Below are 18,894 nucleotides of genomic sequence, written 5' to 3'. Positions count from 1 at the left end.
TGGGCCCTCGAAACGTTGATGGTGCTGGCCATCTGGCAGTTCGGCGCACCGATGGTGATCTTCCTGGCCGGGCTCAAGCAGGTGCCCACCGAGCTGTACGAGGCCGCCTCCGTCGACGGCGCCGGCCGGTTCCGCCAGTTCCGCAACGTCACCCTGCCGATGCTCTCGCCGGTGATCTTCTTCAACCTGGTGCTGGAGACCATCAACGGCTTCCAGGGCTTCACCGCGGCGTTCGTGCTCAGCAACGGCACCGGCGGCCCGGTCGACTCCACCCTGATGTACACGCTGAACCTCTACATCACCGGCTTCACCGAGCTCGACATGGGCTACGCCTCCGCGATGGCCTGGGTGTTCCTGCTCGCCATCGCGGTGATCACCGCGATCTTCTTCAGCACCGGACGGTTCTGGGTGCACTACTCCGACGGCGAGGACCGGTGATGGTGACGGCGACCCCGACGAGCGCGGCGCCGACCACAGCGCCGCCGAACGCGCGCCGAAAGCCCGGCGGCCGGCCGGTGCTGCGGCTGCTCATCCTGGTGGTGATCGTCGCTGTGGTGCTCTACCCGCTGTTCTGGATGATCGGGACCTCGGTGAAGTCCCAGGAGGAGATCGTCAACAACCTCGGGCTGCTGCCCGAGCGGTTCACCCCGGGCAACTACACCGCCGGGTGGTCCAACTTCGACGTCAGCTTCGGCCGGTTCTTCCTCAACAGCGCGATGGTCAGCCTGCTCACCGTGGTCGGCAATGGGCTCTCCTGCCTGCTGGCCGCGTACGCCTTCGCGCGGCTGCGGTTCCGGCTGCGCGGCATGTGGTTCGCCGTGATGATCGGCACGCTGCTGCTGCCGCAGCACGTCCTGATCGTGCCGCAGTACATCCTGTTCCGGACGTTGGGGCTGGTCGGTGGCGACTGGCCCTACCTGCCACTGCTCATCCCGCAGTTCCTGGCCACCGAGGCGTTCTTCGTCTTCCTGATGGTGCAGTTCATGCGCGGCGTTCCGCGCGAGCTGGACGAGGCGGCCCGGATCGACGGCGCCGGCCCATACGGCATCTTCCGGCACATCATCCTGCCGCTGAGCCGCCCGGCGCTGGTCACCACGGCGATCTTCTCGTTCATCTGGACCTGGAACGACTTCTTCCGGCAGCTGGTCTTCCTGTCCCAACTGGAGGACTACACAGTGCCGGTCGCGTTGACGCTGTTCATCGACTCGACCAGCCAAAGCGCGGTGGGGCCGATGTTCGCCATGTCGGTGCTGTCGCTGCTGCCGGTCTTCCTGTTCTTCGTCGCGTTCCAGCGAATGCTCGTCGAGGGGATCAACACCAGTGGCATCAAGGGCTGAACCCGAGGAGGCCGGCGAGCGGCGGGACTGGCGCGACGTCGCCCGCGACGCCGCCGACCTGGCGCTGCTCGGCATCCTGCTGGTGCTGGCGGCGGTTCCACTGGTCACCGCCGCGGCGGCGGTCGGCACGGCCAGCGCGGCGGTGCACGACTGGACGCGTACCGGCAGTTGGCCGTCGGCGCGGACGACAGTGCGTCGGTTCGGGCGCTCGGTGCTGCCGGGCGCGCCGGTCAGTCTGCTCGCGCTCACCGTGGCCGGGCTCCTCGCCGCCGACCTGGCGGCACTGGCCACCGGCCGGGTGCCGGGCGGCCCGGTGGCGCTGCTGGTGACGGCACTGGTCGCGGCCGGCCTGGCCGGGTACGCCGGGTTGGTCGTGGTCGAGGTGGGCGGCAACGGGGGCGGGCGGTGGCGGGCGGCGACCCGGTCCGCCGCCCGCGCCTGCCTCGACGCGCCCACCCGCTGGGCCGCGCTCACCGGCGTCACCGCGTTGGCCGGGTTGCTCGCGGTGCTGGTCACCCCGGTCGCTGTGCCGATCCTCGCCGGTTACACAGTGGCCGCCCTGCACGCCGTCGCCCGCCGTCAGCGGTTCGCGACGGGCGCCGCACCGGTTCCCGCCCACCCGGAGCTGCCATGACCGCCGATCGTCCGGCCCGGGCCGCCGGGCCCGCCGACGCCACCACGACCGACGAGCAGATCGGGCTGCTGGTCGGTGGGACGGAGGTGGCCCGGTACGTGCTCGACCCGGCGTTGGACGCGCGGCACGGACCCCGGCCGTACCTGCACCCGGTACGCACCCTGGGCGGCACGGTGGTCACCGACGCGCTGCCCGCCGACCACGTGTGGCACCTCGGGGCCTCCCTGGCCGTGCAGGACGTCAACGGCACCAACCTCTGGGGTGGGCGCACCTACGTGCGTGACGTCGGCTACACCTGGCGCGACGACCACGGGCGGATCGCGCACGTCCGCTGGTCGGAGCGGGCCGCCGACCGTCTGGCCCACCGGCTGGAGTGGCGCGACCCGCACGGCGCGGTGCTGCTCACCGAACACCGCCAGCTCACCGCGGTAGCGCTGACCGGTGCCGTCGCGCTGACCAGCGAGGGGCCGAGCGGCGGTGACCCGCGCGACGGTGTGTCGGCTTGGCGACTGGAGGTGGACTACACGCTGAGTGCCCCGGCGCGGCAGGACGTGCGGTTGGGTAGCCCGGCCACCAACGGCCGCCCCGGCGGGGCCGGATACGGCGGGTTCTTCTGGCGGGCGGTCTCGGCCGCCCCGGCGTCGGTGTTCAGCGCCACGGCGACGGGGGAGGAGGCGGTCAACGGCTCCGCCCAGCCCTGGGTCGCGCTGTGCGGCACCGGGCCGGACGGTGGGGCGTACACCCTGGTCTTCACCGGTCTCGGCGACGGCGACCGGTGGTTCACGCGGACCGCCATGTACCCGGGTGTGGGGGTGGCGTTCGCGTTCGACGAGCCGGTCACCGTCGCGGCCGGCACCGACCGTCGCGGCCGGCACGCGGTGGTGGTCGCCGACGGCACCCTCAACCGCGCCCAGGCCGCGGCCCTCGCCAACACCGCGCGTTGACCATGAAGTTGTTGCCACTCCGCCCGGCGTGTCAGGGCAACAACTTCATGATCAACGGGGCGAGGGGCGGGTGGTGGCACTGGCGCGGGCTGGCAGGGCGGCGGTGACCCGGATGGCCTTGACGATCGCCGGGATCGAGCCGATCAGCAGCACCAGCCCCCAGATGATCGCGATGATCGCGAAGACCAGTGCCGCCACGTCGTCGACGATGCTGACCAGGATCACCGGCACCAGGTTGTGCAGGAACTCCAGCACGACAGTGCACAGCAGTGTGGTGAGGATCAGCAGGACGAGACCCTTGTTCTGCAGGAATCGCGGCTGGGCTGCCACCAGCAGCCCGGCCCAGACGAGCTTGAGCAGCAGCACCAGCCCGAGCAGCACCGCCGCCTCGCCGACCGGGAAGAACCCCCACAGGGCCAGGTACGCCAATGTGCCGAACGGGGCGGCCAGGAACAGCGACACCATGATCGTCAGCTCGACGAACGCGATGACCAGCGCGACCAGCCCGACGATGATCAGGATGATCGAGAAGATCAGGCCGGCGACGCCCTGCACCCGGCCCTGGACGCGTTCGGGCAGCAGCAGGGCCAGGCAGAACAGCCCGGTGCTCCAGACCGCCACCGCGTCGATCAACGCGAGATAGCCGGTGCCCCGACCGGACGGCTCGCTGACCCCGGACACGTCGTCGAGTTCGACGTCCAACGCTCCGGCGCTGTCCGCGAGGGCCGCGCCGGCGTCGGCGCCGCCGAGCAGCAGCCCGGCGCCCAGCTCCACGCCGATCGCCAGGACGATGGCGAGCATGGCCAGCAGCAGGAACGGCTTGCGCAGGTCACCCACGGCGGCCTCCTCTCGAATCGGAACGAGCCGGTCAGGATGCGGCCACGAAGACCGTGCAGGAACCCAGGCCGGGACAGCGCACGCCGACCTCGGTGGCCTGGTCCACGGCGACCTTCGCCACCGCGCCGGTGCCGTCCGGTGCCGGCTCCACCTCGTCGCGGATGGTCAGGTCGGCGTCGCCCGGAGCGGGCGCGACGACCGTGAACCGTGCCGCGCTACGCAACACCAGGGTGCGTAACCCGCCGGGGTCGGCGACCCGCAGCACGCAACCGCCGGAGAAGACCAGACGGCCGACCTCGGCAAGGCAGTCGGCGCTGACCGTGGCCGGGTCCACCGAGGCGCGCTCGGCGCCCAGCGCACCCAACCGGTCGACCAACCCGTGCCGGGCGCCCGGGTCACCCCGGTCGCCACCGCCCGCGCCGACCGCGACCACGAACAACGCCACCAGCAGGACGGCGAACAGCCCCAGCAGCGCCTTCTGCCGACCGCTCATCGCGTCACGGCCTGCGCCACGACCTCGGTGAACCGGATCGTGTCCACCCCGGCGAAGTAGAAGTTCGTGCCCTGTGTCTTGCCAATCACCAGCAGCGTGACCTGGTGCGGCCCCCTGGCCAGCCGGATCGTTCCGACGTCCAGGAACTCCGTCTTCTGCACCTTCGGTGTGAAGCCGAGGAACGTGTCGCCGACCTGGCTGCCGTCGATGGTGAAGACGGTGTTGGCGTAATCGGGGGCCGTTGTCCGTACCGTGGCGAACCGCCAGGTGCCGTCGGTCGGGATCTGCACCGTCACGGTGACCTGATCGCCGATCGCCAGCCCCGTGAAGAACAGCTGCTTGTCGCCGGACCAGGTCACCCCGCAGCAGTTGGGCTGCGCACCCACTGCCGCCTTGCTGTTCTGCGGCGACTTGAGCACTGCGGCGTCCACCAGGCTCTCCGCCTCGACGGTGACCACCCGCGGCTCGCCGGGGGCCGGCTCGCCGTCACGGGTCAGCAGGACGACCCCCACTGTCACCACCACCAGCACCAGCGCCACCGCCGCGGCGATCCACAACCACGGGGTACGCCGTGGCGGCGCGACCGCCCGCACCTCGTAGGTGACCCGGCCGCTGGAGCGGGAGCTCTCCTCCGGAGCGGTGTTCGCCGAGTACGCGAAGCCGGTCATGTCGTAGCGCCGGGGTGGGGTGCCGGCGGGCACGGCGAGCTTGACCAGGAACGACACCGAACCCTGCCCGGGGACCACCCGCTGCGGCTCGGCGACGGTGAACCACGCCCGCTGGGAGCCGTCGCCGGGGGCCACGTCGAACACCACTGTGTCCGGTGCGGTGCCCGGGTTGGAGACGGTGAATGTCAGCTCGCCGCTGTTGCGCGGGTCGAGGGTGAACTGCTCGGCGGCGGCGACGACCGCCCACTCGGTGGTCATGACGACTCCTCTTCGAGAACGATCTCGACGGTGGTCGAGGCGGGCTTCTCCGCCTCGACGATGCGGGTGATCACGGTGAGCTGGCCGGCGGCGGCCGCCGGCACCCGCACCACGACGTGGAAGGGCTGTTCGTCGGGTTCGTCGATCGCGAAGCCCGGCAACCCGGTGGCCAGTTCGAGGGCTCTGCGCATTCCGTACGGGGTGCCGCGCCACCGGGCCAGCAGAGCGGCGTTGGCCACCAGGTCACGCAGCCGACCCACGGGCAGCGGCAGGGGGGTGTCCGGCCGGGGCGAGGCCACCACGTGGTCCATCGCCACCCACCGCGTCAGGCGCACGACCAGTCCGTCCGGCGCCCGGTACGGGTCGAACAGGGCGTCCACCTCGGCGAGGATCGCCTCGTCCGGGGCGTGCAGCGCCTCCATCACGTCCAGCAGCGTCCAGAGCACGCTGCCGGGGACACAGGCCCGCTGGTAGGCGGCGGGCAGCAGCCGTTCAATCGCCGAGCGTCGCATCCTGGCGCACCACCTCGATGTCGTGCTCGCCGGAGCAGAGCAGCCAGGTATCCGGGACGGTCACCACGTCGGCGGTGGCCTGGTTGGCGCTGGGCGACCAGTCGACGGCCCCGGCGCTGCGGTAGACGCCGCGTTCGCCGCCGGCCAGGATCAGCCGCTCCGCCGCACCGGGCCCGCCGGCCGCGCCGCCGGCCGTCGGACCGCTCACGGCGATGGCGTCGACGGGTACGAAGCGGGTCCGGTCGCGCAGCGGCAGCCCGCAGTTGACCGACACCGACTGCCACTGCGGCTGCGCGGCCAGGGTGTCCAACCGCAGCACCCCGCCGCTCTGCGTGGCCGCCACCGCCAGTGGCCCGGCGAACGCCAGGTCCCGGCAGGTGCCGCCGATCCAGCCGGCCTGCATGCTCTGCCACTTCACGTCGGACTCGAACAGCCGGGTGCGGTGGCAGCCCTGGCCGGGCTTCTTCGGGTCCGGCTCGCCTGCGCCGCTCCACAGCAGGGTCGCCGGGCCGTCGTACTGCACGGCGAGGACCCGGTTGTCCACGTTGGACAAACCGACATGGGTGAAGCTGCCGGGTCGGCCACCCGCTGTCGACAGGTAGACCCCGAAACTGGCCTGCGCCGCCACCGCCACACCCGGCGCGCCGCGCTCCGAGACGAACGCGCGCACCGCGTAGAACCCCCGGTCGGCGTCCGACGGGTCGACCAGGATCTGCAACGGCACCGCGCCGGGCAGCAACGACACCTCGTACAGGCCGGTGTCGGTGGCCACCAGCAGCGCGCCGGCGCCGTCGCGGTCCAGCCAGGCCACGTCGGAGATCCGCGAGTCCAGGTCGGTGAGCAGCGACCAGGTCTCGCCCAGGTCGGTGCTCAGGTGCACCCGGGAGCCACCGGACGCGCGCAGCGTCACCACGGCCACCGAGCCGGGGCGCGCGACGATGCCCGGCCGCACCGGCGCGGGCGCGGGCGCCACCCGCAGCACCGTCTCACCGTCGAAGCGGCCGGCCGGCTCCCACCCCGCGCCGCCGTTGCTGGAACGGAACAGCACCGGGCCGCGACCGGCGTACCAGGTGCGGGGCTGGTACTGGTCGACGGCGAGGGCGCGCACCACCGCATCGGGCGCCTCGTCGACCACGAACCGCACCGACTCGACGTAGCGCACGCCCGGCTCGGCGTGCTCCAGCAGCCGGTAGACGTTGGACGCCCGCAGCGGCTCCCCGAACGGCCAGCCGGTCGGGTTGAGCGCGGTCGGCAGCGGGCTCAACGTCTGGTGCAGCCGGTCGTGGATCCGGCTGCGGACCGCGTCCACGTCCTCCTCGCGCCGGACCACCACCCGGGCCCGTACCGACACGGCCTTGAAGCGCGCCCAGGTCGCCCGGGACCGGATCCCGACCATCCGGCGTTCCTCCAGGTCCGCCTCGACCCGACGCCGTGCCTCGGGCACCTCGTGCTCACGCAGCACCGCCACCGGCAGCCGGCCACCGGGGCGGGCCGTCGGCGGCACGTACGGGACCAGCACCACCTCGACCTCGCCGGGCCGGGCGAAGCTGTACACCGCCGCGCGGGTGAACGCCCGGGCCCTCGCCACCGCGCCGGAGCTGGTGGCGAGCACCTCGAAATCGCGGGCGGTGACGGCCCGCTGCTGCGCGAAGAACTCGTACGGGCCGCGCAGCAGCACCGATTCCAGCGCCTCCATCTCCCGGCCGCCAGCTGCCGGCGTGGGGTTGTCGACGCGTACCCCGGGTAGCGGATCGCGCAGGCTGGTCAGGGTGCCCGACGCCACGTTGCCGGTGGGCCCGCCACCGGCGCGGTACCAGAGTCGGATCTGCCGCCCGGCGGGCGGCACGGCCGCCACTGTCACCGCCGTCGCCCCGCTCGCCGGGAGCTGGCCGGGCGCGGCGGGGGGTCGCAGGTCGAGGGCCGGGGCGAAGGTGACGGTCCCCGAGCAGCGATCCACCAGGTACGCCTTGGACTGCGGCCCGAGCCCGGCGAAGCTGTCCACCGGTCGCCAGATCTCGAACGTGCGGCCGTCGTGTTCGCGGGCCGCCGCGCCCAGCTCCACAGTGCCGGACGGCACCTCCACACCGAGCAGCAGGTCCAGCGCCTCGGCGGTGTGGGTCAGCGGAGCGTGGGCGGCCCGCAGCACCTGACCCGGCTGGCCGGTGCCCACGCCGAGCAGCTCCGCCTCGACCGGTTCGCAGTGGTGCATCCGGACCGTCACCGACTCCTCGTCGGCGGGCAGCAGCGCCGGTTCGGTGGTGACGAACACGACCGGCCGGGGGTCGGCGCCCCGGGCCGCCGCGACCCGCAGACCGGCCGGGACCCGCACCGCGCCGCGGTCGGTGCCGTTGCGGGTGAACCGGACGTCCGCCCAGGCCGCGGTGGGCGCGTGCCGGGAGACCCCGAGCAGGTTCAGAAACGAGACGTACGCCTTCTCCGGCAACTGGTTCAACCGGTAGATCATCACCTCGGTGAGGTGCGCGAACGCCTCCACCAGCGCCATGCCGGGGTCGTGCGCCGACAGGTCGGTCCACTCCGGGCAGGACTGCCGGATCCGTTCCCGGGCCTCGGTGACCAGGTCGAGAAAGCCGCGATCGTCCAGGTGCGGCACGGGCAGCGTCATGAGGGTCCTCCCTGCGCGGGTTCGTCGACCGGGAGCAGATCCACGGAGAACACCAGCTGCCCGGGGGTCAGGCTGGCCCGCACCCGGTAGTCCAGTCGGATCACCAGCCGCCACGCGTCGTCCGGATCCGGCCCGGCGTCCACGTCGATCACCTCGACCCGCGGCTCCCAGCGGGCGATGGCCTGCCGGACGTAGTGGATGGCCAGGCCGGCCGTGGTGTCGTCGTTGGGCGCGAAGACCAACCGGTGCAGCCGGGAGCCGTACCCGGGTCGCATCAGCCGTTCGCCGGGCGTCGTCGACAGGAGCAGGAACAACGCCTGCCGTACGCTCTCGTCGCCCTCGGTCATCGCCAGGCCGCCGGCCGCGGTGAGCGCCAACCCGCCGCTCCGGCCGGCGTCGAAGCCGGCGCCGACGAAGCGGAAGGCCCTCATCGGTCCGCCCCCAGGAACCGCTGGCGCGGGTCCCGCACCGTGTGGTGGACCAGCCCCGGCGGCGTGCCGTCGGTGAACCCCTCCAGGTGTGACAGCACCACCCGGTGCCCGTCGACCCGTAGCCAGTCGCTGTAGCCGACGCGGACGTTCAGCGTCCTGCCGCACGGCTTGATCGTCGGGCCGTAGTTGGGGCAGGCCACGATGTCGCGGCCCTCCGGGTCGTCGTCCACGAGCACGGGTACGGCGGTCACGGTCACCCACTGCTGCGAGGGCCGGTTGTCGACCCGGCCGTCGTGGTCGCAGGTGATCACGGAGTCACTGTGGATCCAGCGCATCAGCTGCCTCCTTCGTGGTGGGCGCGGGCGAGGGAACGGGCCTGCCTCGCCGCGGTCGTCGGGTCCTCGGTCGACTCGGCGTGCAGGAAGTCCACGCTGCGGGCGCGCACCACCATGGCCCGGCCGGGTGCGGAGATCACCAGGTCGGACGCGGCGTGCAGCGTGGCCAGGTCGGGGGTCAGTTCCAGATAGCTGCCGCCCTCGGTGGCCAGCCGCAGGCTGCGCTGCACGTCGTCGACGACGATCGACTGCCCGCCGGCGGTGCGTAGCGTCCAGCGCCGCGCCCGGCCGTCGTCGATGCCCGCGTCGTACGGCTCGACGGCGCCGAACAGCGAACCCAGCACGATGCCCGAGGCCGGCTCGCCTCCGGGCAGCACCACCAGCACGGTGTCGTCCGGGTCGGGAAGCGCCACCAGGCCCTTTCCCCGGCCCGCGCCGGGGCAGAGCACGGCGAGCCAGCCGGCGTCCAGGTCCCCGTACGCCGGCAGGGTCAGGCGGACCCGGCCCAGCCCGTCCGGGTCACCGACGTCGGTGACGGTGCCCAGAGTGACCACAGTCCCACCGGCCGGGGTCGGTGGGGCGACCGGCGGCACTGTGGAGAACCGGGTCAGGTGCCCGTTGCCGTCCACCGTGTGCACCACCTCGGTCAGCACGTACGCCCCGGCGACCGGGTCGGGCACACCGGTCAGGGCGATCCGCCGGCCCGGCCGCAGCGCCGGATCGCCCTCGGCCACCCCCTCGGCAGTGACCAGCGCCGCCGCCCGGGTGTCCAGTCGCGCCTGGGCCAGCGCCGCCAACTCGTCGTCGCTGCGACCGGGCTGGTCGACGGCGGTGCGCACCCCGTCGGCACCCACGTCGGCCGGGTCCGGGCGGTCGCCGGCGGGTCGACCGCAGCGCGCGTCGTCGGCCTGCTGGCTGATCACCTCGGCCCGCTGCGGGTGCCAGCCCAAAGCCACGCTCGCACCGCTGGCCTGGTCGGCGTTGGTGGACAGGCGCAGGGTGTGCACGCCCGCGCCGAGGGTCAACGCGACCGGCTCCCCGTAACCGGCGAGGGTCACCAGCCGCACCCCGTCACCATCGGCGGCCAGGTGCAGCCCGGCCCGACCGGCCACCTCGCGCAGCAGGTCCAGATCGCTGTGCCGGTGCTGCAACAGCCGCTCCAGCCGTGGGCCGTCGACCTCGGCCGTCACCTCCAGCCCCACGTCGCCGCACAGCTCCCGGGCCAGCTCGGCGGCGGTCACCGAGGTGAAGACCCGCAACCCCTGCCGCTTGCGCAACCGGTGCAGCGGGTCGTACGCCCGTAGCCGCAGCACCGCCGCGCCGTCGGCGGCGTACTCGACCTCCACGGCGGTCACCTCTCCGCCGAACAGGGCGTCGGCGTGATCGGTCAGCCGTACGTCGAGGGTCGTCCCGGGGCGGACCGCCGGGTCGAACGCGCCGGTCCCGGCGCTGGTGGCGAGCACCAACTCGGCCTGGGTGGGCTGGTCGAGCCGTGCGGCCACCCGCAGCGAGCGGATCCGCTGACGGGCCGCGCCGGCCAGCTCGACGCCGTCGAGCACGACGATCAACGCCCGGGGCGCGACGCTCGTCACGGCGTACCCCCCGGGTTGGTGCTGGTGGCGGTGGGGCCCGTCGGGCCCCAGGCGGCGGGCGCGGTGGCGATCGAGGCGCCGACGAACGACGCGCCGGCGCCCACCGCGCCGGCCAGTGCCCGCGCGGCGCCGGTCACCGCAACCACCACCGATCCGCCGCTCGGCGCGCCGGGTGGTGGCACGGCGAGCGTGGTTCCGGCCGGCACCGACAGCGGGTCGGTGATCCGGTTGTGTTCGGCCAGCAGGCGCCAGCGCAGCGGCGAGCCGAGCGCGTCGTTGGCCAGCAGGTCGAAGCGCACCCCGGAACGGCCCGGCTCGGCGGCACCGTCGCCGGCGGCGATCACCGCGCCGCCCGGTGCGGCGGTCGGGGTGCTCGCGGCGGCCAGCTCCTCGGCGAAGCCGGCCTCCGCCTGATCGGCCGTCTCGGCGGCCCGGACCAGCTTCAGCCGCAGCCAGGAGCGTCGGGGTGACCCGGTGCCGGTGAACGCGTCGAACCGCTCCGCCACCGCGATGATCACACCGGGCACGTTCCACGTCTTGCCCCAGACCAGGCGGACCAGCGGTGGCCGCAGCCACCCGTGCTCGGCTGCGGAGTTTTCCGCCAGCATCCACAGGGGACGGGTCAGCACCCGCACGTCGGCGGGACGGACCTGCGCCTGGACGAAGTCGACGTCGAAGAGCAGGTCGAGCACGAGCTCGGTGCGGCCCCCGCCGGTGAAGACCAGTGGGTCGTCGGCCAGCCCGGACCCGGTGAGCTGCCCGCCGGCGACACCCCGATGGCGTACGCCGGCGAGCCGGGTCACCTGCACGGTCTCCGGGTTGAGCAGGCAGTCCACCCGTTCCCCGGAGGAGTCGATGAGGAAGGCGACGCGTTCCATCAGTCGCCCGCCTGTTCCCGGTCCAGTCGACCGAGCTGGGCGGCGTCCAGGGCGTCACCCGGCACCGTCCACAACGTTCCGTCGTCGGGCAGCGCAGGCCACGGGTCGGTGGTCCGCTCGGTCGACCGGAACGCCCTGCTCGCCGGCCACCCTCCGCCACCCGGATCGCGCGTCGACCCGCCGCTCCCGGCCCCGACCGTTCCGACGTCGCCGCCACGCCACCCGCCCGGGTGCCCGGCGCGCTGGTCGCGGTGCTGTCCCGGGCGCGGGCCGGCGTGCTGTTCGGACCACCTCCGTTCGCCGGGTAGCGCCGGCCACGGACCGTTGTCGGCGGCCTCGACCGCCGCGAGCCCGCCCCACCCCGTGCCGTCGGCGGTGGAGTTGGGGCCGGAGGGATCGAGACCGTCCAGGAACTCCTCAGGGGCGAGGGGACGGTCGCTCGCTCGGGGCAGCCCGTCTCCGCCTACGGCCGGGGTGTCGCCCCGTGGCGCTGGTCCGAACGGCCTGGCCGACCCGATCGACGGGCCTCGCCGAAACGGTGAGCCGAGGCGCCAACCGTCCCACACCCGGCCCGGCATGCGCCGATCCGACGGCTCGAAGGGCGTGCCCCCGCCGGGTCCTCCGGGAGTCACCGCGGCGTCGGAGCCGCCACCGCCGACCGCACCGCCGCCGCGGATCGCGCTGCCGCTCGCCAGGCCGTCAGGCGCGCCGTCCGACCGCCGGGTCCCGCCCGCTGACCGGGATCCGCCCGACCTGCCGGCCCCGTCCACCGTGCGGGGCCCGCCGACGCCGGATGCTGTGCCACCGATCCCGATCGCCGTGCCGCCGACGCCGATTGCCCTGCCGTCGACGCCGGTCGCCGTGCCGTCGGTGCCGTGCTGGCCTGCGATGTTGTGTCGGCCAGCCGTTCCGAGGTCACCGACCGTTGCGTCGATGCCTGCGCGTCCAGTGCCGTCGACGGGTTCGACGCCGTCCGCCGTGGCGGCGCCGCCCGGTGCGCCGAAGGTGCCCGGCCTTCCGGATGACCACAGCCCACGAAAACCCCGGCCACCGGGCCGGGTGACCGCGTCGGTCCGGCTGGTGCCGGCGGTGTCGCCGAACCCGCCACGGGTGCCGCCGGCGCGGAATCCGTCAGTGTCGGCGGAACGCCTGGTGTCCTCCCCGGCCGGCGTGCCGCGTCGGTCCGCCGGGGACCAGCGGATCGGCCCGTCCGCCCCCCGGATCGGCCTGTCCTCCGGGGCCACGGCGGCTGTCGCCAGGCCGTCCTGCTGGTCGTCGTGGCCCCGGATCTGCCCGGCGTCGGTCGCTGACGCGTCGAGGTCCAGGTCGCGGAGCAGACCGGGGGCGTGAGCGGCGACCAGGTCCAGCCAGTGCCGTGGGGGTTCCCCGAAGCGGCGTGGCGCGGCCCCCGGAGCGTCCGGGGGCGGCCGTTGCGGGAGGTGGCCGGTGGGCTCGACCCGGCCGGCGAGGCGCTGCACCGCCCCGGCGGCCGAGCGCAGCCGGCCGGCCAGCCAGCTACGCGGGTGTCGGCGCGGTGGCACCGCCGGTCTCCAGCTCCAGTCCCTCGTAGCGCAGGGTCAACGAGGCGATGGCGATCTCGTGGCTGAGGGTGTTGAGGTGCGCGCCACGCCACCGGGTGGGCCAGGCGTCGATCAGGTTCCAGCGCAGCACCTCGGCGGTGCCGATCGAGTCGAGCAGCACCACCGAGACGTTGCGCCGGTTGAGGGTGCCCTGCGCGGTGGCGTTCACCCAGTCCCACAGCTCGCGGGAGGCGGTGAGGCCGAAGTGCAGCGTCACCGGCTCGTACTCGGCCTGGCCGGGCACCATCCGCATCCGACCGAGGCCGTGCTCCCGGTACGGCTGCCCGGGAATGTTCACCTCCAGCCCGGTCATCTCGGTGAAGTGGCCGTTGGTGACGCCGTTGATGAGCAACCGGAAGTTGTACGCCCGGTACGGGTCGACCGGGGCGCCGGGCTGCGGGGTGGCGGTGGTGGGCATGTCAGCCTCCGATCGTCTCGGTCTCGGTGCCGCCGGCCCACTGGCTCAGCTTGAACACCACGAACTCGGCGGGCTTGACGACGGCGATGCCGATGTGGGCGATCACCATGCCGGCGTCGCGGACGTCCGGCGGGTTGGTCTCCTCGTCGCACTTGACGAAGAACGCCTCCTCGGGGCTGCGCCCGAGCAGCGCGCCGTCGCGCCACACCCGGGTGAGGAACGCCCCGATGTCACGCCGGATCGAGCGCCAGAGGGTGAAGTCGTTGGGCTCGAACACCATCCACCGGGTGCCGTTGGCGATGGCCTGTTCGATGGCGATGCTGAGTCGCCGCACGTTGAGGTAGCGCCACTCGCTGGCCTCGGCGGCGAGCGTACGGGCACCCCAGACCCGGATGCCCTCACCCGCGAAGTAGCGGATCACGTTGACACCCTTGGGGTTGAGCACGTCGTGTTCCGGTCGGGTGACCAGGTAGCCCAGGTCGACGGCGCCGCGTACGGGTTCGTTGGCCGGTGCCTTGTGCACTCCGCGCAGGGCGTCGGTGCGGGCCCAGATGCCCGCCAGGTGCCCGCTCGGCGGGGTGAGTTCCAACTCGCCGCTGATCGGGTCGCGGACCCGCAGCCAGGGGTAGTAGAAGGCCCCGAACTCGGACTGCCGGGGCCGGTAGGCCGCCCCCTCGTGCCCACCGGAGCCGCCCGGCTGGGTCGAGCCGCCACCGGGACCGCCCGAGCCGCCGCCCGTACCCTCGGCGGGCTTGGGGGGTTTGCCCGACGACGGCGTGGCGACCCTTGTCAACGCGGAGATGTCGTCGATGTCCGGTGCCGGGTCGCAGATCGCGACCATGGTGCGGGTGCGCTCGGCCATGCTGAGCAGCGCCTCGTGCGACACCACGTCATGGAAGCCGGGCGCCGCGATGATGGAGATCTCGTCGACGGCCTCCAGCAGTTGCAGACCGCCACGGCGTTGGCCGCTGCCGGTGATCGCGCCGCCCTCACCCACGTTGACCACCCAGCAGCGGGCGCCCCCGTTGTCCAGGAAGCCGAAGACCGCCCGGGCCAGCGGGGTGCTCTCCACCCCCTCACCGCCGGCGAAGAGCCGCAGGAACTCCGTCCAGTTGTTGACCGGCACCGCCTTGCCCAGGTGGGCGGAGCGGTCCGGTGCGATGCCGACGAACGCGGCGATGCTGGTGCTCGCCGGGCCGATCGGTCGGGCACCGCTCGGGACCTCCTCGACATAGATGCCGGGGGAGAAGTAGCTGGGCATCGGTCCTCCTGTGCGGGTGGGTGTCAGTGGGTCGGTGGCGCGCAGACGATGACGATGTCGGCCTCGGTGGGGTCGACGTCGGCGGTGAGGACGAGGCCCCGCCCGGTCAGCCGGAGTCGGACCGGAGCCGGGTGCTCGGGGTCGTGCGGGACGCCGACGATCAGGAACCGGCCGTCGGGGTCGGTACGGGTGGCGGACCCCGTGCCGGGTAGCTCGACCCGCATCGCCGCCAGTGGTTGGTCCTCGGGTCCGACCACCCGGCCGGCGAGGGCACGCACCCCCAGTTGCCGCAGGCGCAGCGGTTGCAGCACCGGCGGCGCGGCCGGGGTCGGGTGGTCCACCTGCGCGGGTACGTCGATCAGCAGCGCCGGGCGCGGTGCCGAGCCGAACGCCGTCCACAGCGGTGGGTCACCGGCCTCCAGGACGACCGGATAGCTGCCGTCACTGGTCGCGGCGGTGAGCACCCGGTCCAGCCGGGACAACCCGGCCGGCCCGGTCACGCAGAGCAGGAAACGGATCGTGAACCGGTACGGCTCACGGACCGCGCCGCTGGAGCGGGTCTGCCGGGCCGGGCGCAGCTCCAGTGGCCAGAGGGTGAGCCCGTCCCCGTCGTCGCACGTGCGGGGCGGGCCGACCGGGACCGGTTCCCCCGCCGCGCTGGTCAGCCAGGCGACCAGCTCGGCGGTGGCCGTCTCGATCGGTCCGCGCCCGTCAGTGGTCATCGCGGCGGCGTCCCCTGGATCCGGTACGCGATGGCCTCGTTCCACACGTGCGGGTAGACGCCGATTTCGAAGTACCGGGTGAAGCGGTTGATCGGGGCGTTGGTGTGGTCGTGGTAGAGCAGCCACACCGGGGCGATGGTGAACAGCACGTAGTTCGCCAGGACGAGGGGGATGTAGAGCGGCCCGAGCAGGCGACCCTGGAAGATGTGCACGTCCTCGTGCCGCTGGATGCCGGAGCTGGAGCCGGCGCAGACGGTGCCGATGGTCGTGGCGTAGCGGGGCGAGACCCCCTCCACCACGCTGACCCGTCCGCTGCCCTGTGAGGTGGGCCGGTCCAGCGAGTGCCCGAAGATCAGGTGTGCGGCCAGGTAGATGGCGCCGACGACCGTGTTGAGCAGACTCCACGTGTGGTCGACGACGAAGAGGAAGATGCCGCGCGCGTCCGGCGCGTACACCCCGGCGGACGCCACCGCCCAGCCGAAGACCGCGCCGACCAGCAGGCCCACGACGGCGCCCACCATCAGCCCGATCGTGCCACCGGCGAGGAAACCGAACAGGGCGCCAAGACTGACCTGGACCGCCGCGCTGATGATTCCGAAGACCATGACGTCACCCTCAAACCCAGGAACGGAAGACTCGGGGCTCACGACCCTGTGCGACCTGGGTCGGCGACGGCTGCGTCGCCTGCCGGTTGCCGGGCGGGAACTGGTTGACGCCGAGCGCGGCGGAGAAGATGACCAGGGCGTTGAAGAACGCGATGACCCACTTCTCGGCGCCGGCGTCGTCAGCGAATGCCGCTGTCACGTAGGAGAGCAGCAGCGCGATGGCGATGGCGATCCACTTGCGGAACTTGTCGCCGCTCGGGCCGAGCAGCCCGCCGATGACGTTGGTGGCCAGCAGGGTGGCGGCGCTCGCGCCGGCGATGGTCCCCAGAGCTGCCCAGGTGAAGAGATCGTTCACGGCGATCCCCCTTTTCTGCGATGGTGCGACCGGGATGTGGTGGTGGTGAGGTTCGGTGCTCCTGGTGGCCGGCTGAGCCGGCCACCAGGTGGATCAGCCGGGCCTTGGGGCGCCGACGGGTGGGCCCGGCGACGTCGGACCGGGCGGCGTCGGGCCGGGCGCTGCCGGCGTCGCGGCCTGCCGGCGGCGCACCAGGAGTACGCCCACCGCGGCGAGCAGCAGCAGTAGGAGCGCGCCGCCGCCGACCAGCAGCCACGGGAACCCGCTGTCGTCCCCGGCGGCGGCCGGCGAGGCGGACGATCGGGGTGGCGCCTCGGCGACGGCCCGCAGCTCGCTCGGCTTGTCCTGGTTGGAGTCGACCCGCCAGCTGACCGACCGGCCGTTCACCGTGCCATTGCTGTCGATCACCCGGCCGGGAAATGTCACCGAGATCTCGAACGACATGAGCTTGAGGAAGGCCTGCTGCTGTTGCGGATTCTGCTGCGCGACCATTCCGCCGTATTTTTTCGGGTCGAGCGGCAATGTGAAGCGATACAGGTCGCCGTCCCGGACCAGTTTCACGCTCTCCGTGTCGAACCCCGCCAGCGGTGCCTTGCGATAACTGATCTGGGAGCCGAAGAGTTTGCTGTCCTCGTACCCGGTCTCCTCTCCGGGGGGCAGGGCCGGAATGTTCTGCCGCAGCTCCGCGAAGGCGGCCGTGATGTTCTTGTTCCGGGCGCTCAGCACGGACTTCTCGGCCGTCAGCAGCAGTTGCCCGTCGACAGTGTCGTTGGCGTTGACGGTGAGGCCCATGTTGAGCTGCATACAACTGCTCAGCGCGGCGAGAAGGACGAGACACACCGCGACGCGGAGTGCCTTACCGCGGTTGACTCTCCTGTTCATGAGCTCAGTGTGTGTGATCGCTTTCACAGTCAGCAGTCAGCGATCGGTCACAAGGCAGTCGCCGATTGTACCGGCGCGCTGTCGCATTTGTTTGAGCCCGACGACAGCCCGAATGACTATTCTGGAGCTTTGGGCCCTACTGCGCTTTCGCGGGCCTCGGCATGCTACATCTGGCCGCGGAGACCGTTGATGATCTTCTCCGCCGTGGGTCGGTCGTCGGGCCAGTTCTCCACGCGGGCCGCCACATAGAGGGTCTGTGCCGGAGAGCCCGGTCCCAGTGACCCGGGCGGCGCCGCCCAGACATGTTCCATCATCAGGTGCAGGGTCCGGCGGCCCATCCAGTCCGGAGGTGACAGGAGGTCGGCAAGCCAGGTGCTGTCGTCGACGGCCCGGGCGGGCGGGTCCACGAACGGCGGCCGTAACCGGGCCCTGGCCTCGGCGTCGCAGGGCGGCGGGCACGGTGCCAGCAACACGTGCAGCGAGGTCGTCTGGCCGGTCGTGTCGGCGGCCCCCTCGGAGCACTCCCACTCGGCTGTCGACGCGGTGCCGGTGCCGGGCAGACTGGACACGAGGCATCGCCATTCGGTGCCCCTGGGCACCAGAGCTGCCACCGGCAGCCCCGGTTCGCCGAGGGGCGCCGCCTCGTCCGCGACGAAGCGCGCGCCACCGACGGTTCCTCCGGAGGGGGACGACATCGCGCGTGGAGTTGACAGTGGATAGTGCGGCGGCGTCGGCAGGGGAGGCATCGACACCGGGGCGGCAAACCGGTCCACGACGGCTGTCTGTGCGCGCTCGACCGGCCGGGCGACGACCCGTCCCAGCGCGTAGCCGCCCACGGAAAGGGCCACGGCGACGAACACCAACACGGTGTTCGACTCGCTCAGCATTCTGCGCGGCATCGCGCGGCCACCTCCTGCGCCAGATTCCGCACGGCCTCGAACATGGCGTCCCGGGCCGCGTACGCAGTGTCCAGTTCGGCGGCGATCGTCACCGTGCCGATCCGAGCGGTGACCTGGGCGGTCTGCCGTCCGTCGTCGGCATAGGTGAGGCCGTGCTCGTAGGACTCATCGCCGATCCGAACGGGCGTCGGACGTGGCCGGCAGCGGGTGCAACGCCAATCGCCCACGTCGGCACGGGCCCGTCGCACCGCGGACTCGCCGTCCTTCCGCGTGTGCCGGTGGTAGCCGAACCAGAGCACCACCTCGTCGCGGTGGGCGCCCGCACCCACCCAGCCGGTGTACACGCACAGGACGTATCCCCGGCCGCCACGCTCGATCGTCGGCCGCGACGCGTCGGGCACCAGTCGAGCGATCGACTCGGGACGGACGAGGCCGCAGACGTCGGCGGCCGGAGGGCGGCTCGGCACGTCGGCGGTCAGCGTCTGCCAGCCGAAGAGGCCCATGCCGACGCTGCCGCCGACGATGAGCGCGTTTCGCAGCCGGTAACCGATCCGCCACCGCATACCGTCCGAGCGTAGGGCGTCGGCACGCCACTGCCATCGCGTGAGCGTCTACCCGACAGCGCCACCT

At 72.8% G+C, this 18,894-nt stretch carries 22 protein-coding genes; 4 read left to right on the top strand and 18 right to left on the bottom strand.

The genetic code is table 11. The features are described from left to right. The 4 genes from KBX34_RS09140 to KBX34_RS09125 form a co-directional block, all read left to right on the top strand. Positions 1 to 438 (top strand): carbohydrate ABC transporter permease (locus KBX34_RS09140; RefSeq protein WP_210924411.1); only part of this gene is annotated, 438 nt, incomplete at its 5' end. Further along, complete coding sequence (locus tag KBX34_RS09135) at positions 438 to 1,337, top strand: carbohydrate ABC transporter permease (protein WP_247671606.1); 900 nt, start codon at positions 438 to 440, stop codon at positions 1,335 to 1,337. The genes KBX34_RS09140 and KBX34_RS09135, both read left to right, overlap by 1 nt. Further along, positions 1,321 to 1,971, top strand: a complete 651-nt coding sequence (locus KBX34_RS09130; protein ID WP_210924409.1) for a hypothetical protein — start codon at positions 1,321 to 1,323, stop codon at positions 1,969 to 1,971. Before KBX34_RS09135 ends, KBX34_RS09130 begins: the two co-directional genes overlap by 17 nt. Further along, a complete protein-coding gene (locus KBX34_RS09125) occupies positions 1,968 to 2,915 on the top strand; it encodes a PmoA family protein (RefSeq protein WP_210924407.1) in 948 nt (315 codons plus the stop codon). The genes KBX34_RS09130 and KBX34_RS09125 overlap by 4 nt, the downstream gene beginning before the upstream one ends. A 51-nt stretch (positions 2,916 to 2,966) precedes the next feature. On the opposite strand, the gene KBX34_RS09120 is transcribed toward KBX34_RS09125, so the two are convergent. From KBX34_RS09120 to KBX34_RS09035, 18 genes are all read right to left on the bottom strand, one after another. Then, the gene (locus KBX34_RS09120) at positions 2,967 to 3,752 is read right to left on the bottom strand and encodes a hypothetical protein (protein WP_210789675.1); all 786 of its coding nucleotides are present in this window, start codon (positions 3,750 to 3,752) and stop codon (positions 2,967 to 2,969) included. A gap of 31 nt (positions 3,753 to 3,783) precedes the next feature. Continuing rightward, a complete protein-coding gene (locus tag KBX34_RS09115) occupies positions 3,784 to 4,245 on the bottom strand; it encodes a hypothetical protein (RefSeq protein WP_088948419.1) in 462 nt (153 codons plus the stop codon). Then, on the bottom strand, positions 4,242 to 5,171 hold the full coding sequence (locus tag KBX34_RS09110; protein ID WP_210924406.1) for a hypothetical protein: 930 nt from the start codon (positions 5,169 to 5,171) through the stop codon (positions 4,242 to 4,244). The genes KBX34_RS09115 and KBX34_RS09110 overlap by 4 nt, the downstream gene beginning before the upstream one ends. After that, positions 5,168 to 5,683, bottom strand: coding sequence for a phage tail protein (locus tag KBX34_RS09105; protein WP_088948417.1), 516 nt, complete (start codon positions 5,681 to 5,683; stop codon positions 5,168 to 5,170). Before KBX34_RS09105 ends, KBX34_RS09110 begins: the two co-directional genes overlap by 4 nt. Further along, positions 5,664 to 8,306, bottom strand: a complete 2,643-nt coding sequence (locus KBX34_RS09100) for a putative baseplate assembly protein (RefSeq protein ID WP_210924404.1) — start codon at positions 8,304 to 8,306, stop codon at positions 5,664 to 5,666. The genes KBX34_RS09105 and KBX34_RS09100 overlap by 20 nt, the downstream gene beginning before the upstream one ends. After that, positions 8,303 to 8,737 (bottom strand): GPW/gp25 family protein, encoded by a 435-nt coding sequence (locus KBX34_RS09095; protein WP_088948415.1) that lies wholly within the window; start codon positions 8,735 to 8,737, stop codon positions 8,303 to 8,305. The genes KBX34_RS09100 and KBX34_RS09095 overlap by 4 nt, the downstream gene beginning before the upstream one ends. Continuing rightward, entirely contained in the window at positions 8,734 to 9,072 is a 339-nt protein-coding gene (locus KBX34_RS09090) for a hypothetical protein (RefSeq protein WP_210924402.1), read from the bottom strand. Before KBX34_RS09090 ends, KBX34_RS09095 begins: the two co-directional genes overlap by 4 nt. Continuing rightward, complete coding sequence (locus KBX34_RS09085; protein ID WP_210924400.1) at positions 9,072 to 10,664, bottom strand: contractile injection system protein, VgrG/Pvc8 family; 1,593 nt, start codon at positions 10,662 to 10,664, stop codon at positions 9,072 to 9,074. Before KBX34_RS09085 ends, KBX34_RS09090 begins: the two co-directional genes overlap by 1 nt. Further along, positions 10,661 to 11,542 carry a hypothetical protein gene (locus tag KBX34_RS09080; RefSeq protein ID WP_210924398.1) on the bottom strand — a complete coding sequence of 294 codons (882 nt, stop codon included), beginning with the start codon at positions 11,540 to 11,542 and terminating at the stop codon, positions 10,661 to 10,663. Before KBX34_RS09080 ends, KBX34_RS09085 begins: the two co-directional genes overlap by 4 nt. After that, positions 11,542 to 13,083, bottom strand: coding sequence for a hypothetical protein (locus KBX34_RS09075; RefSeq protein ID WP_210924397.1), 1,542 nt, complete (start codon positions 13,081 to 13,083; stop codon positions 11,542 to 11,544). Before KBX34_RS09075 ends, KBX34_RS09080 begins: the two co-directional genes overlap by 1 nt. Continuing rightward, positions 13,058 to 13,540 carry a phage tail protein gene (locus KBX34_RS09070; protein ID WP_210924395.1) on the bottom strand — a complete coding sequence of 161 codons (483 nt, stop codon included), beginning with the start codon at positions 13,538 to 13,540 and terminating at the stop codon, positions 13,058 to 13,060. The genes KBX34_RS09075 and KBX34_RS09070 overlap by 26 nt, the downstream gene beginning before the upstream one ends. 1 nt (position 13,541) lies before the next feature. Then, on the bottom strand, positions 13,542 to 14,801 hold the full coding sequence (locus tag KBX34_RS09065) for a phage tail sheath subtilisin-like domain-containing protein (RefSeq protein ID WP_210924393.1): 1,260 nt from the start codon (positions 14,799 to 14,801) through the stop codon (positions 13,542 to 13,544). 23 nt (positions 14,802 to 14,824) lie between these two features. Beyond that, positions 14,825 to 15,523: a carboxypeptidase regulatory-like domain-containing protein gene (locus KBX34_RS09060; RefSeq protein WP_210924391.1), complete on the bottom strand. Its 699-nt coding sequence runs from the start codon at positions 15,521 to 15,523 to the stop codon at positions 14,825 to 14,827. Further along, positions 15,520 to 16,128: a glycine zipper family protein gene (locus KBX34_RS09055; protein ID WP_088948408.1), complete on the bottom strand. Its 609-nt coding sequence runs from the start codon at positions 16,126 to 16,128 to the stop codon at positions 15,520 to 15,522. The genes KBX34_RS09060 and KBX34_RS09055 overlap by 4 nt, the downstream gene beginning before the upstream one ends. Positions 16,129 to 16,138: 10 nt before the next feature. Beyond that, a complete protein-coding gene (locus KBX34_RS09050) occupies positions 16,139 to 16,483 on the bottom strand; it encodes a hypothetical protein (RefSeq protein WP_210789656.1) in 345 nt (114 codons plus the stop codon). 93 nt (positions 16,484 to 16,576) lie between these two features. Beyond that, positions 16,577 to 17,365 (bottom strand): DUF3153 domain-containing protein, encoded by a 789-nt coding sequence (locus KBX34_RS09045; RefSeq protein WP_210924389.1) that lies wholly within the window; start codon positions 17,363 to 17,365, stop codon positions 16,577 to 16,579. 164 nt (positions 17,366 to 17,529) lie between these two features. Further along, positions 17,530 to 18,264 carry a hypothetical protein gene (locus KBX34_RS09040; RefSeq protein ID WP_210924388.1) on the bottom strand — a complete coding sequence of 245 codons (735 nt, stop codon included), beginning with the start codon at positions 18,262 to 18,264 and terminating at the stop codon, positions 17,530 to 17,532. Continuing rightward, positions 18,246 to 18,827 (bottom strand): hypothetical protein, encoded by a 582-nt coding sequence (locus KBX34_RS09035; RefSeq protein ID WP_210924386.1) that lies wholly within the window; start codon positions 18,825 to 18,827, stop codon positions 18,246 to 18,248. Before KBX34_RS09035 ends, KBX34_RS09040 begins: the two co-directional genes overlap by 19 nt. Positions 18,828 to 18,894 lie beyond the last annotated feature (67 nt).

Source organism: Micromonospora sp. M61 (assembly GCF_018070245.1).
Taxonomy (GTDB): Bacteria; Actinomycetota; Actinomycetes; order Mycobacteriales; family Micromonosporaceae; genus Micromonospora; species Micromonospora zamorensis.
The sequence above is the reverse complement of the archived record's forward strand: the minus strand, read 5'-3'. Positions and strand labels throughout refer to the sequence as shown.

Bases quoted from the DNA above. Each gene is read 5' to 3' on its own strand.
- KBX34_RS09135 (WP_247671606.1), top strand. From the start codon at position 438: ATGGTGACGGCGACCCCGACGAGCGCGGCGCCGACCACAGCGCCGCCG.
- KBX34_RS09125 (WP_210924407.1), top strand. From the start codon at position 1,968: ATGACCGCCGATCGTCCGGCCCGGGCCGCCGGGCCCGCCGACGCCACC.
- KBX34_RS09115 (WP_088948419.1), bottom strand. From the start codon at position 4,245: ATGAGCGGTCGGCAGAAGGCGCTGCTGGGGCTGTTCGCCGTCCTGCTG.
- KBX34_RS09110 (WP_210924406.1), bottom strand. From the start codon at position 5,171: ATGACCACCGAGTGGGCGGTCGTCGCCGCCGCCGAGCAGTTCACCCTC.
- KBX34_RS09105 (WP_088948417.1), bottom strand. From the start codon at position 5,683: ATGCGACGCTCGGCGATTGAACGGCTGCTGCCCGCCGCCTACCAGCGG.
- KBX34_RS09100 (WP_210924404.1), bottom strand. From the start codon at position 8,306: ATGACGCTGCCCGTGCCGCACCTGGACGATCGCGGCTTTCTCGACCTG.
- KBX34_RS09095 (WP_088948415.1), bottom strand. From the start codon at position 8,737: ATGAGGGCCTTCCGCTTCGTCGGCGCCGGCTTCGACGCCGGCCGGAGC.
- KBX34_RS09090 (WP_210924402.1), bottom strand. From the start codon at position 9,072: ATGCGCTGGATCCACAGTGACTCCGTGATCACCTGCGACCACGACGGC.
- KBX34_RS09080 (WP_210924398.1), bottom strand. From the start codon at position 11,542: ATGGAACGCGTCGCCTTCCTCATCGACTCCTCCGGGGAACGGGTGGAC.
- KBX34_RS09070 (WP_210924395.1), bottom strand. From the start codon at position 13,540: ATGCCCACCACCGCCACCCCGCAGCCCGGCGCCCCGGTCGACCCGTAC.
- KBX34_RS09065 (WP_210924393.1), bottom strand. From the start codon at position 14,801: ATGCCCAGCTACTTCTCCCCCGGCATCTATGTCGAGGAGGTCCCGAGC.
- KBX34_RS09060 (WP_210924391.1), bottom strand. From the start codon at position 15,523: ATGACCACTGACGGGCGCGGACCGATCGAGACGGCCACCGCCGAGCTG.
- KBX34_RS09055 (WP_088948408.1), bottom strand. From the start codon at position 16,128: ATGGTCTTCGGAATCATCAGCGCGGCGGTCCAGGTCAGTCTTGGCGCC.
- KBX34_RS09045 (WP_210924389.1), bottom strand. From the start codon at position 17,365: ATGAACAGGAGAGTCAACCGCGGTAAGGCACTCCGCGTCGCGGTGTGT.
- KBX34_RS09040 (WP_210924388.1), bottom strand. From the start codon at position 18,264: ATGCCGCGCAGAATGCTGAGCGAGTCGAACACCGTGTTGGTGTTCGTC.
- KBX34_RS09035 (WP_210924386.1), bottom strand. From the start codon at position 18,827: ATGCGGTGGCGGATCGGTTACCGGCTGCGAAACGCGCTCATCGTCGGC.